Below are 14,987 nucleotides of genomic sequence, written 5' to 3' on the forward strand. Positions count from 1 at the left end.
TCAGGGCGGAGAAGGCGTGGTGCAACACGCGTCGCGAGTGCGCCAGGCTGGTGCGGGATTGCACCCGCATGGCGCACTGCACGGTCGTGGCGGATGGGTTCGCACCCTCTCAAATCAGCCCGACGGTGTCGAGGATGCGCTGGGCCACGTCGCTGAGCTTCAGTCCTTTCTCCATGGCCAGTTTGCGCATGCGGCTGAAGGCCTCTTCTTCACTGCAGTTCTGGCGCTGCATCACGATGCCCTTGGCCCGCTCCAGCACTTTGCGCTCGGCGAGTTGGGTGCGGGCCGCGTCCAGTTCAGCCCGGAGATGTTGCTCGCGCTCGAACCGCGCCAGTGCGACTTCGATCACGGGCTTGACGCGGCTGGGCTTGAGGCCGTCGACGATATACGCGCTCACACCGGCAGTGATGGCGAGTTGCGCGGTTTCAGTGTCGTCTTCATCGGTGAACAGCACGATGGGCCGCTGGGTATCGCGCGAGGCCAGAACGACGTGTTCGAGCAGATCGCGCACCCCGGACTCGGCGTCCACAATGATGAGATCGGGCTTGAGCGAAGCAATGCGCTCGTCCAGGTCCAGGCTGGCCGGCAGAATGGCCACGACCTTGTACCCTGCCTCCAGCATGGCCTTCTCGAGCAGCGCGCAGCGTTCGGCCTGTCGTTGATGACTTTCCGAATCCTCGCCTGATGCCAGGGCGGGATCGGGCGAGATGACGGCAACGGTCAGGGTGCGGGCGAGGTTGGACATGGCGGGAAAGGTGCAAATTCCATGCCCTGAGCCCCAATCAGCCGTCCGAGCGAGAGGAATACTGGATTCACCTCAATCGGCCGTGCGGGTCACGACCCGCGCGGCGAAGCGGGCCAGCGCCTCGATCACTTCCGCTTGCTCTCCCGCTGCGGCGGCAACATCGATGTTGAGATCTGGATAGTGCGCCTGCACCGCTTGCGCCATCTGCGGTATATCGCGCTGAAGGTGGCCACCCGAGCCGAGAAACAGGGGGGCGATCTGCACCTGCGAGTATCCATGCTCGCCAGCATCCAGCAAGGTTTGACGCAGCGAGGGCTGCATGAATTCCAGGAAGGCGAGTCGAACGGTCAACTCGGGGTGAGCCTGCTGCACCTGGTCTCGAACTGCCTCGAAAGGCCGCGCCCACTCGGGCTGCCGCGAGCCGTGGGCCAGTAGAAGGAGCAGGACCGGCGGGGGCTTATTCATCGTGCGATTCCGTGCGGGGTGTGGCCGGGACGGACGTTGTATAGGCGAGCGTATCGCCCAGCAATTGCGCCAGGCTCCAGTCGCGTTCTTCGTCGCTGAGCATGTGACCAAGCAGGGCGGAGGTGAGGGTGGCCTGTTGCTTGTCGAGCAGCAGGGCGTCGATCAGCGGCCCGAGTGGGGTGGTCAGCGGATCGCAGAGCAGCGCCCAGCGCGAGGGGCTTCGGGGTCGTGGGGCCGCCGCTTTGCCCGCCCAGCCCAGATGCTCCAGTACGGTAAGCAGTTCCTGCAACTGCAGCGGATCGATGCGCAGGCGGCGCGAAAGCTCGGCCGCGGGTACGCCGCAATCGGGCGCCTGTCGAGCGCCATGCAGCAGCTTGAGCACGCCCACGGCGCTGAGAAATTCGGCGCCCGCATAGCCGTCGAGCCGGATGGCGCGTACGCGCAGCGAGGGAAGGTAGGCGGCAATCATGGCGCCCACCAGCACGGCAATCCAGCTGAAGTAGATCCACAGCAGCAGCAGCGGCAGGGTGGCGAAGGTGCCGTAGACGGCGGTATAGGTGGTCACGCTGGAGAAGTACCAGGCCAGCCCTTTTCCGGTCAGGCTGAACGCCAGCGCGGCCATGAAACCGCCGATCAGCGCATCGCGCCAGCGCACATCGGTGTTGGGGATGAACCGGAACAGCGCCGCCAGCGCGATGGCCATGACCGCCCACGAGGCCACGCTGAGTACGACGCTGGCACCGCCGGGCAACTGGTGCAGCAGCCCGCGGTGGGCACCGGCGACATAGCTCATCAGGCCCAGGCTGGCACCGAGCACGAGCGGGCCGAGCGTGAAGCCAGCCCAGTAAAGCAGGACGCGCTGCGCCAGCGGGCGCGGCCTGGACGTGCGCCAGATGGCGTTGAGCGCCCGGTCGACGGTGAGCATCATCGACGTCGCCGTGACGATGAGAAAGGCCACGCTGACCACGCCCAGACTTTTGGCCTTGGAGGCAAAGTCACTCAGATAGCGATAGACCCTGTCGGAGAGGCCCTCGGGCAGCATCGACTGTGCCAGATGCGCCTGAATTTGTCCCTGCATTTTGTCGAACGCCGGAAACGCGGTGAACACCGCCAGCATGACGGTGAGCAGCGGCACCAGGGAGATCAGGGTGGTGAAAGTGAGGCTGCCGGCTGTCTGCGCCAGGTTGTCCTGCGCAAACCGCCTGGCCAGGGTGCGCAGGCTGGCGATCAGGGTCTCGGAGGGGCGAAGGCGGGGCATGGCAATACGATAGCGGTATGAAAGACGTCTTGGTTCTCTATTACAGCGTACACGGCGGTACCCGCACTCTGGCTGAGTGCATCGCGCAAGGTGTGGCGCAGGTGCCCGGTGCGCTACCGAGGGTGCGCACGGTGCCCAGGGTTAGCACGGTGGTGGAGCAAAGCCAGCCGGTCATTCCCGATGACGGCCCACCTTATGTGGAACTGCGCGATCTGGAGGAATGCGCGGGTCTGGCGCTGGGCTCGCCCACACGGTTTGGCAATATGGCTGCGCCGCTCAAATATTTCCTCGATCAGACATCGGCCCTTTGGCTCTCTGGCGCGCTGGCAGGCAAGCCGGCGTCGGTGTTCACCTCCACGGGTACGCTGCATGGCGGGCAGGAAAGCACTTTGCTGTCGATGATGCTGCCGCTGCTGCATCACGGCATGCTGATCGTCGGCCTGCCCTTTGCGGGTCAGACCGATCTGATGACGACGCGCAGCGGCGGCACGCCTTATGGCGCGAGTCATCATGCCGCCCCTGATGGCAGCCTGCCGGTCAGCGAGGAGGAAAAGCGTCTTGCGACCGCGCTCGGGCAGCGACTTGCTCGTGCGGCCCTCAAGCTCGCCGCGGATTGAGTCTGGCGCACCATGAACGGTTCCCGTCCTTCGTCATCTGCTGTGTTCTGGCAGCATGTCTGGCATCGCGGCGCGGTGTTCTGCCTGCTGGCGCTCATCCTGCTGGGTCTGGTCTGGGAGATGTGGGTGGCACCTCTTCATCCTGGAGGATCGTTGCTGGTGCTCAAGGTGCTGCCCCTTCTGCCCGCCGTACCCGGTGTGTTGCGCGGGCGCGCGGCGACGTTTCGCTGGCTGAGTCTGCTGCTGTGGTTTTATGCGGCCGAGGGCATTACACGCGCCTTGACCGATCCCAACGCTGCGTCGCGCGGGCTGGGCTGGATCGAGCTCCTGCTTGCCTTGTTGCTGTTTGTCTGCGTTGCTGGCTTTCTGCGTGCGGGGGCGGCGCGTCATGCTGAGCGATGAGCGTCGCCGTTTTCTGGAGGCCCTGCGCGCCATTCTGGGGCCTGCGCACGTGCTGCATCAGCCGCAGGATGTGGCCCCGTACCTGACCGATTGGCGCAAACGCTATACCGGGCAGGCGCTGGCGGTGGTGCTGCCTGGCGATGCGGCGCAGGTTGCTGCGGTGGTGCAGCTCTGCGCGCTGCACGGCGTTGGCGTGGTGCCGCAAGGCGGCAATACGGGACTCGTCGGCGGCGCCACACCGAACGGCCGTGGCGAGCAGATCGTTCTGAGCACGCGGCGTCTCAACCGCATTCGGGCCATCGACGCCGCTGGCGGTGTGCTCATTGCGGAGGCCGGGTGCGTGCTGGCGGAGGTGCAGCAGGCGGCCGAGGCCGAGGGCTTGCTGTTCCCGCTTTCACTGGCCGCGGAAGGCAGTTGCACCATTGGCGGCAACCTCTCGACCAACGCCGGCGGCACCGCGGTGCTGCGCTACGGCAATGCCCGTGATCTGTGCCTCGGTCTCGAAGTCGTTACGGCGCAGGGCGAAGTGCTCGATGCGCTCAACCTGCTGCGCAAGAACAATGTGGGCTACAGCCTGCGCGATCTCTACGTCGGTGCAGAAGGCACTTTGGGCATCATCACGGCCGCAACGCTCAAGTTGTTCCCCCAGCCGGCGGCGCAGATCACCGCCCTGGTGGCGGTGCACGATGTGGCTGCTGCGATTGCGCTGCTCAGGCGGGCGCAGAGCCGGCTCGGATGCGGCCTGACGGGCTTCGAGCTGATGAGCGCGCATAGCCTGCAGCTGGTGCAGCATCATTTTCCGCAGTTGTCCTTGCCCTTTGAACTGCCGAGTGCCTGGTGCGTGCTGCTGGAGTCGAGTGAAGCCGAAGGCGAGCCGCAGGGCAGGGCGCGTCTGGAAGCCATGCTGGAGGCCGCGTTGGACGCGGGCCAGATCGTCACGGCCACGGTGGCGCAAAACCTGGCGCAAAGCCGGGCACTCTGGCATTTGCGCGAATCGATTCCGCTGGCGCAGGCGCAGGAAGGCTTGAACATCAAACATGACATCGGTGTGCCCATGTCGCGCATGGTCGCCTTTGTCGAATCCACCGCCGAACTGGTGACACAGGCGCTGCCCGGGGCGCGTCTGGTCGTCTTCGGCCATCTGGGCGATGGCAATCTCCACTACAACGTCCAGGCGCCCCAGGGTGCGGATGCGGCCCGTTTTCTCGCCGATCACCATGCGCTGTGCAACCGCATCGTGCACGATGCGGCCGTGGCGTGCGGCGGGACGTTTTCGGCCGAGCATGGGGTCGGCCAACTCAAGCGCGATGATCTGCTGCGCTATGGACACCCGGTGGCCCTGGTGCAGATGCGGGCCATCAAACAGGCGCTCGATCCACGCGATCTGATGAATCCGGGCAAACTGCTTTCGGAGGCTCCGCCGCACTGACGCGGGGAAGCGCTTCGCCGCAACGGCGGCAGTAGCGGGCATCGGCCGTGTGCCCGACCAGACCGCAGCGCACGCAACTTGTGTGGTCCTCGGCCAGGGCCTCACGATGCTCTTCAAGGCGGCGCTGGTTTCGGTACGAATTGATCAACTCGGCAGAGTAGATGCCCGTAGGCACGGCGATGATGCCGTAGCCGACGATGATGATGCCCGAGGTGATGATCTGTCCGAGGGCCGTCTTGGGCGTGATGTCGCCGAAGCCGACCGTGGCCATGGTGACGATGGCCCAGTAGATGCCGCGGGGAATGCTGGTGAAGCCGTTCTGCGGCCCTTCGACCAGATACATGATCGAGCCGAAGATGGTGGTCAGGGTGAGCACGCTCAGTACGAACACGAAGATCTTGTTCTTGGCGCGAGAAAGCGCGTCCAGCATCTGGTTGGAGGCGCTGGTGTATTCCATCAGCTTGAGGATGCGGAATATCCGCAGCACCCGGAAGGTGCGGATGACCGTGAGATGGCCCGAGCCGAGAAACAGCAATTCCAGGTACGCCGGCAGGAACGACAGCAGATCGATGATGCCGAAGAAGCTGCGCGCATAGCGCCAGGGGTTTTGTACTACCGACAGCCGAAGCACGTATTCCACCGTGAAGGCCAGCGTGAAAATCCATTCCAGGACGTATAGGGCGCCATGCGCGCGGGCATGTACGGACTGCACCGAGTCGAGCACGGTAATCAGCACGCTGAGCAGAATGAAGCCGATCAGCACCAGATCGAACAGTTTTTCATCCCTCGCATCATGGAAATACATCACCCGATACCAATAGCCGCGCCAGCCCTCCTCGGAGCGTGGAGCGAGCTGGGTACTGGACTGACGGTTCTGCATGGCGGTTCTGAGGAAAGACAACGAGGCGATTCTAGAAAGAGGACGATCTGCAAGGCCTGCATTGCCGCAAGAAAAAACCGCCCTTGAAGGGCGGTTCATGGCTCGATGCGCAGGCCTGTGCCGATCAGGCCACGGCCCGCAAGGGCGCTTGCATCGCCTGCACGTGCTGCCGGGCGGCCTCGTCGGGCAGACGTTGCAGCAGACGGTTCGCGCCGGAAACGAGGGCGCGCACCGAGGCGGTCACGATGTTCGCATCCAGGCCGACGCCATAGGTGCTGGTCGCGAGCCCTTCAATGGCCATTTCGACGATGGCCGAGGCCTTGGCATCGGCGCCCAGGCCCAGGGCCCGTTCCTCGTAGCTGTGCACCGCCACAGGCAGGCGCAGCGCGTGAATGGCGGCATCGATGGGGCCGTTGCCCTCGCCGGTGAGGCTCAGTCGCTTGCCGTCGACATCCAGCTCGAGGCGGATGCCCTGGCGTTCGCCATGGTCGCTGAGGTGGTAGCTGTGCAGATGCAGAGGTTGCGCGCTCTGGACGTACTCTTCACTGAACATTTGCCAGAGCTGCTGCGCGGTCACCTCGGCGCCGGTGGCGTCGGTGTGTTTTTGCACCACACCGCTGAATTCGACCTGCAGCCTTCGCGGCATGACCAGCCCATAGGTGGCTTCGAGCAGATAGGCGATGCCCCCTTTGCCGGACTGGCTGTTGACACGGATGACCGAGTCGTAGGCGCGACCGAGATCGGCCGGATCGACGGGCAGGTACGGCACTTCCCACAGGGCATCGTGGCGCTGCGCGGCCAGCCCCTTCTTGATCGCGTCCTGGTGAGAGCCTGAAAAGGCCGTGAAGACCAGATCGCCCGCGTAGGGATGGCGGGGATGCACGGGCAGCTGGGTGCATTCCTCCACGGTGCGCGCCACGGCGTTGATGTTCGAGAAGTCGAGACCGGGGTGCACCCCCTGCGAATAGAGATTGAGCGCCAGCGTGACCAGATCGACGTTGCCGGTGCGCTCGCCGTTGCCGAAGAGGCAGCCTTCCACGCGGTCGGCACCGGCCATCACGCCCAGCTCGGCGGCGGCGACGGCGCAGCCCCGATCGTTGTGCGGATGCAGCGACAGGATGATGCTGTCACGCCTGTCGAGGTGGCGGTGCATCCACTCGATCTGGTCGGCGTAGATGTTGGGGGTGCTCATCTCCACCGTGGCCGGCAGGTTGAAGATGATCTTGTTCTCGGGGGTGGGCTGCCAGACTTCGGTCACCGCATTGCAGACCGAGACGGCGAAAGGAAGCTCGGTGCCGCTGAACACTTCGGGGCTGTACTGGAAGGTCCACTGGGTTTCAGGGCGCTCGGCGGCGATCTGCTTGATGAGCCTGGCGGCGTTCACGGCGATCTGGGTGCAGCCGGCCTCATCGACGTTGAAAACGATGCGGCGGAAGTTGGGCGCCGTCGCGTTGTAGACGTGCACGATGGCCTTCTTGGCGCCGCGCAGCGAGTCGAAGGTGCGGCGGATGAGGTCTTCGCGCGCCTGGGTCAGCACTTCGATGGTCACGTCGTCGGGAATGTGGCCGCCTTCGATCAGCTCACGCACGAAGTCGAAATCGGTCTGCGAGGCCGAGGGAAACGCCACTTCGATCTGTTTGACGCCGACGGCGCAGAGCATCTTGAACATGCGCATCTTGCGCTGCGCGTCCATGGGCTCGAAAAGCGCCTGATTGCCATCGCGCAGATCGGTGCTCATCCAGATGGGCGGATGGGTGATCACCCGATCGGGCCAGGTGCGGTTTTTCAGATCAATGGGCGGGAAGGCGCGGTATTTGGTGTGCGGTTGCTTCAACATGAGGATCTCCAGGAACGAAGGGGTTTGTTCAGCGCAAAGGGCTCGCGACGACGGGGCGGGTGGGCTGTCGCAGGTGCATGGCCCATCCACCGATGGGTAGTCGTTTCGGAACGGGGCAAAAAGGTGTCATGACAAAGCGCATATGAAAAAGCGCCCGGTGGCGAAGCCGCGGGCGCTTGGGTATTTGGGGAAGACGTTGGTTCAGTCGCGCACGGGTTCGCTGGGCAAGGCCAGTCGTAGGCAACCCCGTAGCAGCCCATCACGGGCAACCCCGCTGGCTTGCTCGGCATACACGCTCGCCTCGGCGCCAGAAGAAGGCGCAAGCTGAGGTTTGAAAGCGGAGCACGACATGAGGGAAAGCATGAGCGCAAGTTAGCAAAAATCGGTCTGCGCGTCAACGCGAAGGGTTTTCGGAGGAGGCGTTTGCCCGTCGCCGATCGGGTTGGGACTGGAACGGGTTCGGCTCTCAGGGGCTGCCGCCAGATCGGCCCAGCTTGCGGCCATCCACCTGGGAAGCTGTGCTGCTGTCAGTCCACAGGGCCCGCGCTGCGCGGCGTATTGATCGGCGGCCTGCCCGTGCAACCAGACTGCGGCAAGCACGGACGAAGCCTGACCGGTGGCCGCGATCAGGGCGGCCGCGCTGCCTGCCAGCACATCGCCACTTCCCGCTGTGGCCAGCAGGCCGTTGCCCGTAGCATTGATCCAGACGTCTCGTTGTGGCGAGGCGATGATGGTGCCGCGACCTTTGAGCACGATCCAGCAGGCGAATCGCGCAGCCAGATCACGCGCGGCGCGCAGGCGGTCCGATTCGACCGCCTGAACCGTGGCGCCGAGCAGCCTGGCGGCCTCCAGCGGGTGCGGCGTCAGCACGGTGATGGCCCGGCGCTGCCGCAACAGGCCCTGCAAGTCCAGCGACGGATCGGGCATGGCCAGGAGATTGAGCGCATCCGCGTCGAGGACAAGGGGGTTGGAGGACGCCAGTGTCCGGGCCAGGCAGGCGCGGGCCGGGTCGTCGATGCCAGCACCGGGTCCGATCAGGAGGCAGGCTCGGTCTCCAGAGGCGTCGAGCAGCGCGGCTGCGGAGCGCAGCATCAGCTCGGGCGCTTGCTGGTCCACCGTGGGTGCGTGAGCGTCGAGCAGGCCGACGAAGACCCTTCCCGCGCCGAGATGTGCGGCGGCGCGAGCGGCGAGCAGGGCTGCGCCCGCCATGCCTGTTGCGCCGCCAATCACCCGTACGTCGCCGCGTTTGCCCTTGTGGGCGGCCCGCGCGAGATCGGGCAGCAGGGGGCGGATCAGATCGGCGCCGAGCCAGGTGGCATCGGGCGCCGGTAGCGACCCTTCGGCTGCAGGGTGAACGTCGAGGTCGTCCAGCCACAGATCGCCGCAGAGGTGGGCTGCCGGGCCGGTGCACAGCCCCGGCTTGAGGCCGAGCAGGCTGAGGGTGGTGTTTGCACGCACGCAGGCTTCTTGGGCGACGCCGGTTTGCGCATCGATGCCGGAGGGCAGATCCACGCTGAGCACCGCGGCGTCATGCCGGGCGTTGAGGCTATGAATGAGGTGAATCGTCTGCGCCCGCACCCCTCCGCGCAGACCGATGCCCAGCAGGGCATCGAGATAGAGATCGGCCGTGGGAAGGTCGCCTTGATCGGCGACGGCGCAGCGGACTTGTGCGGCCTGCGCCTGTGTCCAGGCCCACGCGGCATCTGTCGGCAGGCGCGAGGCCCAGTCGTTCAACGTGTCGCCGCCACAGGCGAGAATGCTCACGTCCCGTCCGGCCCGCTGCAACAGTGCCGCTGCCACGAGGCCATCGCCGCCGTTGTTGCCCGCGCCAGCGAGCACCACGATGCGGCGCGCATGCGGAAACACGGCTTGCGTCAGCCGCGCAACGGCAGCACCGGCGCGCTGCATGAGGCTGTGCGGCGGCAGGTCCAGGGCGGCTGCGGTTTCGATCCGCCGCAGTGCGTCCACGCCGTAGACCGGCGCGGCATGCAGACTTCCGATGCGTGCGAGCATGGCTGATCTCCAGAGCTTCAGATGACGCCGGCCAGTCCCAGGCCCGCGCCGGCGAGGAGCAGCCACAGCGGGTTGATCCGCGTGCGCACGACCAGGACGACGGTCAGCACGATCAGCACCATACGCTGCCAACTGCTCGCTTCCTGTCGCGCCAGAAGCCAGCCCGAGGACAGCAGCAGGCCGACGGTGATCGGCGCCATGCCGTCATGCATGGCACGCACCCAGTGACGATCCTTGTGGATGCGGCTGTAACGGAAGTACGCCACCGTGATGAGCGACGACGGCAGAATCAGCCCGATCGTGGCCAGCAGCGCGCCTGGCAGGCCCAGGACCTGCCAGCCCAGCAAGGCTGAGAACAGAATCATGTTGGGGCCGGGCGACGCCTGACCCAGCGCCAGTGCCGACGTGAAGGCCGCGTCGGTCAACCAATGCTGTTCCACGACCAGATAGCGGTGCATGTCGGGCAGCAGTCCAATGGCGCCGCCGACCGACAGCAGGGACCACAGCAGAAAGTGGCCGAAGAGGGCCAGCCCCGAGGCGAGTGAGTGCATCACGCTCTCCGAAGGCGCCACCAGGCCAAGGCCACGGCGATCGGGCCGAGCGCGATCAGCACCCACAGCAGGTCGAGGCGCAACAGGCCCACACCGGCGAACGCCAATCCGGCCCAGCCCCAATTGGTCAGGTCGTGGCGGATGGCCGGGAAGAGCTTGATCGCCATGGCAATCACCATGCCGGCCACCACCGCCGACATGCCCTGCAAGGCATGGACCACCGCGGGAGTGCTGGCGTATTGCGCGTACGCCATGGCGACGAGAAAGATCAGCACCAGCGGCGCGGCGAGCATGCCCGCCAGAGCCACGGCCGCACCGCGCCAGCCGAAGAAATGCTGGCCGACCATCAGGGCGAGATTGATCAGGTTCGGTCCGGGAAGGACCTGACCCAGGCTGAGCATCTCGACGAACTGCTCGGTGCGCAGCCAGCGCTTGTCTTCCACCAGAATGCGCTGCGCAAAAGGCAGCACACCGCCCACGCCCAGCAGCGTGAGGTGGTTGAACACCCAGAACAATTCGGCGAGGTGGCGCGGGGTCTGCTGGGGCGGCACGGAGGGACCGCTACGTTCGATGCGCTCGTCTTGCGATCGCGGGCGGCGCGGCATGGAAAGCATGAGTCCCTTCCTGTTGATTTTCACAATATGGAATTGCAAATTCGGGATATGAAAAAACCTGCTGCAATGCAGGCCAACCCGCTTTCATGGAGCAAAAAAATATTCCGCATTGCAAAAAAATATGACCAAGTTGTTGAAATATAACAAGATAAAATTATATCTTATATAAGACATAAGACTATGCTGCGCCGCAAAAGTCAACTACGCTGAGGCATCGATTTTTCATTCACCGGAGAAACAGATGGCAGATCGCAAACAGCAAGTGGCGCAGTTGGAGCAGCAGTGGTCGCAGAACGCGCGTTGGAAAGGCATCAAGCGTGGCTATGGCGCGGAAGAAGTGGTGCGCCTGCGCGGCTCGGTGATGGTCGAGCATACGCTGGCCAGCCGTGGCGCGGATCGCCTGTGGAAGCAGATGCACGACATGCCGTTCGTCAATGCCCTGGGCGCCTTGACCGGCAACCAGGCCATGCAGCAGGTCAAGGCCGGCCTGCAGGCCATCTACCTGTCGGGCTGGCAGGTCGCGGGCGACGCCAACCTGGCTGGCGAAATGTACCCCGACCAGTCGCTGTACCCGGCCAACTCGGTGCCCAGCGTGGTCAAGCGCATCAACAACACCCTCACCCGCGCTGACCAGATCCAGTGGATGGAAGGCAAGCAGCCCGGGGACGAGGGCTTCATCGACTATTTCGCCCCCATCGTGGCGGATGCCGAAGCCGGTTTCGGCGGCGTGCTCAACGCCTTCGAGCTGATGAAAGCCATGATCGAGGCCGGAGCGGCCGGCGTGCACTTCGAAGACCAGCTGGCCTCGGTGAAGAAATGCGGCCACATGGGCGGCAAGGTGCTGGTGCCGACGCGCGAAGCCGTGGCCAAGCTCGTCGCAGCCCGTCTGGCGGCCGACGTCATGGGCGTGCCTACCGTGCTGGTGGCGCGCACCGACGCCGAGGCTGCCGACCTGATCACCTCCGATGTCGACGACAACGACAAGCCCTTCTGTACCGGCGAGCGTACGGTCGAGGGGTTCTATCGCACCAAGCCCGGCCTGGACCAGGCGATCTCCCGCGGTCTGGCCTATGCGCCCTACGCCGATCTGGTGTGGTGCGAAACCGGCAAGCCCGATCTGGCCTATGCCAAGGCCTTCGCCGAAGCCATTCATGCCAAGTTCCCCGGCAAGATGCTGGCCTACAACTGCTCGCCGTCCTTCAACTGGAAGAAGAACCTCGACGATGCCACCATCGCCAAGTTCCAGAAGGAATTGGGCGCCATGGGCTACAAGTTCCAGTTCATCACCCTGGCGGGCTTCCATGCGCTGAACTACTCCATGTTCAACCTGGCCTATGGCTACGCCCGCAACCAGATGAGCGCCTTCGTCGAGCTGCAGGAGGCCGAGTTCGCCGCGGCACCCAAGGGCTTCACTGCGGTCAAGCATCAGCGCGAGGTCGGTACGGGCTATTTCGATGCGGTCACGACGACCATCGAGAACGAGGCCTCCACCGCCGCGCTCAAGGGCTCGACCGAAGACGAGCAGTTCTTCGACCGCAAGGTGGCCTGAACATCAAGCAGAAGGAGGGCGGATCGCGACGATCCGTACCCGCCGAGGAGACGAAACCGCTTCGAGATGTCTCGAGGCGGTTTTTTTATGGCGCGGCGGGACGCCGGCGGATTACTTCAGATTGCCGCAGTCGCTCCCCAGCCGCTTGCCATTCACCTGCACGTCGGAATGGGTCGTCGCGCCTGAGGGCGTGACGCTTTCGATGGTCCATTGCGACTCGAAGGTCGTCGGGCCGTAGTGCAGGGTGCCGGTTTGGGTGACCTTGGCCTGCGGCAGATCGCAGTGGAAGGTCCACTGAGTCCCGCCGTCGGCTGCGGGGCTTTGCTCGCGCGTGCACTGTTTGCCGTCCATGGGCACCACCACAGTCTCAGGCTTCTGCCCCGGCTTGACGCAGATTTTTATCGTGCGCTGGATGGGGGCCGATTGATTCGGGGCGATCTGGGTCTTGCCCTGGATGTCCATGCTCCACAGCCCAGGCTGCATCGGCGCATCCTTGGCGCTGGCGGCGGAGCTCAATCCGGCAATGACAAGCATGAATCCGAGAGTGGCGTAACGCATCGTGAGTCCTCCGGGGCGCGGGGCCCGCTGTTCATGGGGAAAAATCAGGAAAGAGAAGTCGGCTTGATCTGGGCCAGATCGCGATGGCGGGTTTCGCCCAGACCCCATACGGCCAACAGGCTGATGAGGGCGGCAACCGAAATGTACCCGCCCACCCAGGTCAGACCGCCGTGTGCGACCAGAACCTGGGCCATGTACGGCGCAAGCGAAGCCCCGAGAATGCCGCCGAGGTTATAGGCCGCGCCCGAGCCGGTGTAGCGTACCGTCGTGGGAAAGATCTCGGGCAGCATCGCGCCCAGAGGCGCATAGGTCATGCCCATGAGAAAGAGGGCGCCGCAGAGGAAAATGCCTACGCCCGTGGTGGTGGCGGAGCCCAGAAGCGGCGCCATGGCAAAGCCCCAGATCACGGCGGCCACGGCGGACGCGACCAGCACGGCGCGACGTCCCAGGATATCGCTGGCCCAGGCCGACAGCACGGTGGCCAGCGCCATGCACACAATGGCCATCATCAGCCAGGCCTGTAGAGTTGGTTTGGGCAGATGCAGCGTGCCGATGCCATAGCTCAGCACGAAGACCGCGCTGATATAGAACAGGGCGTAGCAGACGACGATGGAGAGCGAACCGAGAATCAGCGGCTTGAGATGACCGGCGAGCAATTCGGTCAGCGGGACGCGCCGGACCTGGCTGGCGGAGGCTTTGAACAGAGGCGTTTCGGTCAGTTTAAGGCGCGCATACAAGCCAATGAGCACCAGCACGGCACTGACCAGGAAGGGGATGCGCCAGCCCCAGGCCATGAACTGTTCGTGGCTCAGCAGCAGGCCCAGCAGCAGGAACAGTCCGTTGGCCACGAGAAAGCCGATGGAGGGGCCCAACTGCGGAAACATGCCGAACAGGCCGCGGCGATGTTTGGGCGCATTTTCCGTGGCCAGCAGCGCCGCGCCGCCCCATTCACCGCCCAGCCCCAGTCCCTGTCCAATGCGCAGAATGACCAGCAGCCAGGGGGCAAGGTCGCCAATGCGGGCATGGCCCGGCAGAAGACCGATGAGCGTGGTGCAGGCGCCCATGGTCAGCAGCGTGGCGACCAGGGTGGATTTACGCCCGAATCGATCGCCGAAATGACCGAACAGGAAGGAGCCGACTGGCCGCGCGAGGAACGCGATGCCGAAGGTGGCAAAGGCGTTCAGCGTCTGCGCCGTCGGCGACGAACTGGGAAAGAACACCGGCCCGATGACCAGCGCGGCGGCGATGGCATAGACGTAGAAGTCGTAGAACTCGATGGCCGTGCCTATGAAGCTGGCAACGGCGATGTGTGATGTGCGGTTGGGTGTCGCGGCAGCAGGCTGGGCGTGCATGGGGTCTCCTCGTTGTTGGCGAGGAATCTACCGGAAGGCGGGCGGGTGGCTTGTTTCAGAATGCAAGCGGAGTGAGGAGATCCTGCCGGTACGGCGCCCGGGCCGCGGCTTGGTGGCCGTAGCCTCAACTTCGACTTGCCGGATCATTGAGACGCCGTGGAGCGCAACGGCGCAAAAGGCCATGATTCAGGGCGAAGGCGCGATCTTGGCGGTGTAGGTGACGAAGTGATAAGCCCAGCCTTCAGGCGCGATGTGCGACTCGCGGGCCGTTTCGACGAAGCGGCTGCGATCCCAGTCTGGAAAGCGCGTGTCGCCCTCGAAAGCCTGGTCGATCTCGGTGAGTTCGAGTGCATCGGCCAGGGGCAGCGCCTGGGCATAGAGCTGCGCGCCGCCAATCACGAAGGCCAGCGCATCACCAGCCACCCGTTGCAGAGCGGCCTCCAGCGACTCGGCATGCTCAGCTCCCGCCGCCTGCCAGCCGGGCTGGCGACTGACGACGATATTGCGCCGACCCGGCAGGGGGCGTCCCAGCGAATCCCAGGTGCGCCGCCCCATCAGGATGGGATGTCCCAAGGTCAGACGTTTGAAGTGCTGCAGATCGGCCGGCAGATGCCAGGGCATGCCGCCGTCCTTGCCGATCATGCCGTTGCGCGCCACGGCGGCGATGAGAATGAGTTGGGTCATAGCGAAGCACCGAGCGTCCGCCCGGCCGCCCGA

Annotated in this window: 15 protein-coding genes; 4 read left to right on the top strand and 11 right to left on the bottom strand. The window is 64.8% G+C overall.

The genetic code is table 11. The annotated features are described in order from the left end of the window. Positions 1 to 109 precede the first annotated feature (109 nt). The 3 genes from BVH73_RS14795 to BVH73_RS14805 form a co-directional block, all read right to left on the bottom strand. Positions 110 to 745, bottom strand: coding sequence for an ANTAR domain-containing response regulator (locus BVH73_RS14795; protein WP_079419960.1), 636 nt, complete (start codon positions 743 to 745; stop codon positions 110 to 112). A 72-nt stretch (positions 746 to 817) separates the two neighbouring features. Then, complete coding sequence (locus BVH73_RS14800) at positions 818 to 1,210, bottom strand: sirohydrochlorin chelatase (protein WP_079419962.1); 393 nt, start codon at positions 1,208 to 1,210, stop codon at positions 818 to 820. Beyond that, positions 1,203 to 2,468 (bottom strand): YihY family inner membrane protein, encoded by a 1,266-nt coding sequence (locus BVH73_RS14805; protein ID WP_079419965.1) that lies wholly within the window; start codon positions 2,466 to 2,468, stop codon positions 1,203 to 1,205. The genes BVH73_RS14800 and BVH73_RS14805 overlap by 8 nt, the downstream gene beginning before the upstream one ends. A 17-nt stretch (positions 2,469 to 2,485) precedes the next feature. Between BVH73_RS14805 and wrbA the strand changes: the two genes are divergently transcribed. From wrbA to BVH73_RS14820, 3 genes are read left to right on the top strand one after another with little or no spacing between them, the layout of a single operon-like run. Next, the gene (gene wrbA, locus BVH73_RS14810) at positions 2,486 to 3,085 is read left to right on the top strand and encodes an NAD(P)H:quinone oxidoreductase (RefSeq protein WP_079419968.1); all 600 of its coding nucleotides are present in this window, start codon (positions 2,486 to 2,488) and stop codon (positions 3,083 to 3,085) included. A gap of 12 nt (positions 3,086 to 3,097) precedes the next feature. Further along, positions 3,098 to 3,487: a DUF2069 domain-containing protein gene (locus BVH73_RS14815; RefSeq protein WP_079420695.1), complete on the top strand. Its 390-nt coding sequence runs from the start codon at positions 3,098 to 3,100 to the stop codon at positions 3,485 to 3,487. Then, positions 3,474 to 4,916, top strand: coding sequence for an FAD-binding oxidoreductase (locus tag BVH73_RS14820; protein WP_079419970.1), 1,443 nt, complete (start codon positions 3,474 to 3,476; stop codon positions 4,914 to 4,916). The genes BVH73_RS14815 and BVH73_RS14820 overlap by 14 nt, the downstream gene beginning before the upstream one ends. Here the strand turns inward: BVH73_RS14820 and BVH73_RS14825 are convergent. The 5 genes from BVH73_RS14825 to BVH73_RS14845 all read right to left on the bottom strand — a co-directional run bounded on the left by BVH73_RS14825 (position 4,846) and on the right by BVH73_RS14845 (position 10,811). After that, on the bottom strand, positions 4,846 to 5,796 hold the full coding sequence (locus BVH73_RS14825) for an ion transporter (RefSeq protein ID WP_079419973.1): 951 nt from the start codon (positions 5,794 to 5,796) through the stop codon (positions 4,846 to 4,848). The two genes, BVH73_RS14820 and BVH73_RS14825, sit on opposite strands and share 71 nt — an antisense overlap. Positions 5,797 to 5,920: 124 nt before the next feature. Further along, entirely contained in the window at positions 5,921 to 7,633 is a 1,713-nt protein-coding gene (leuA, locus tag BVH73_RS14830; RefSeq protein ID WP_079419975.1) for a 2-isopropylmalate synthase, read from the bottom strand. 372 nt (positions 7,634 to 8,005) lie between these two features. Further along, positions 8,006 to 9,646, bottom strand: a complete 1,641-nt coding sequence (locus tag BVH73_RS14835) for an NAD(P)H-hydrate dehydratase (RefSeq protein WP_079419977.1) — start codon at positions 9,644 to 9,646, stop codon at positions 8,006 to 8,008. A gap of 17 nt (positions 9,647 to 9,663) precedes the next feature. Beyond that, the gene (locus tag BVH73_RS14840) at positions 9,664 to 10,197 is read right to left on the bottom strand and encodes a chromate transporter (protein ID WP_079419979.1); all 534 of its coding nucleotides are present in this window, start codon (positions 10,195 to 10,197) and stop codon (positions 9,664 to 9,666) included. Further along, positions 10,197 to 10,811, bottom strand: coding sequence for a chromate transporter (locus BVH73_RS14845; protein ID WP_079419981.1), 615 nt, complete (start codon positions 10,809 to 10,811; stop codon positions 10,197 to 10,199). Before BVH73_RS14845 ends, BVH73_RS14840 begins: the two co-directional genes overlap by 1 nt. 241 nt (positions 10,812 to 11,052) lie before the next feature. Here BVH73_RS14845 and aceA point away from each other — a divergent pair, with 241 nt between their 5' ends. Next, positions 11,053 to 12,360 (top strand): isocitrate lyase, encoded by a 1,308-nt coding sequence (gene aceA / locus BVH73_RS14850; RefSeq protein ID WP_079419984.1) that lies wholly within the window; start codon positions 11,053 to 11,055, stop codon positions 12,358 to 12,360. Positions 12,361 to 12,471: 111 nt separating this feature from the next. Here the strand turns inward: aceA and BVH73_RS14855 are convergent, their stop codons facing one another. The 3 genes from BVH73_RS14855 to BVH73_RS14865 all read right to left on the bottom strand — a co-directional run bounded on the left by BVH73_RS14855 (position 12,472) and on the right by BVH73_RS14865 (position 14,954). Beyond that, entirely contained in the window at positions 12,472 to 12,918 is a 447-nt protein-coding gene (locus BVH73_RS14855) for a DUF3617 domain-containing protein (RefSeq protein ID WP_079419987.1), read from the bottom strand. Between the two features lie 44 nt (positions 12,919 to 12,962). Then, positions 12,963 to 14,270 carry an MFS transporter gene (locus BVH73_RS14860; RefSeq protein WP_079419990.1) on the bottom strand — a complete coding sequence of 436 codons (1,308 nt, stop codon included), beginning with the start codon at positions 14,268 to 14,270 and terminating at the stop codon, positions 12,963 to 12,965. A gap of 186 nt (positions 14,271 to 14,456) precedes the next feature. Beyond that, on the bottom strand, positions 14,457 to 14,954 hold the full coding sequence (locus BVH73_RS14865) for a dihydrofolate reductase (protein ID WP_079419993.1): 498 nt from the start codon (positions 14,952 to 14,954) through the stop codon (positions 14,457 to 14,459). Positions 14,955 to 14,987 lie beyond the last annotated feature (33 nt).

The organism is Thiomonas intermedia (assembly GCF_002028405.1).
GTDB classification, from domain to species: Bacteria; Pseudomonadota; Gammaproteobacteria; order Burkholderiales; family Burkholderiaceae_C; genus Thiomonas; species Thiomonas intermedia.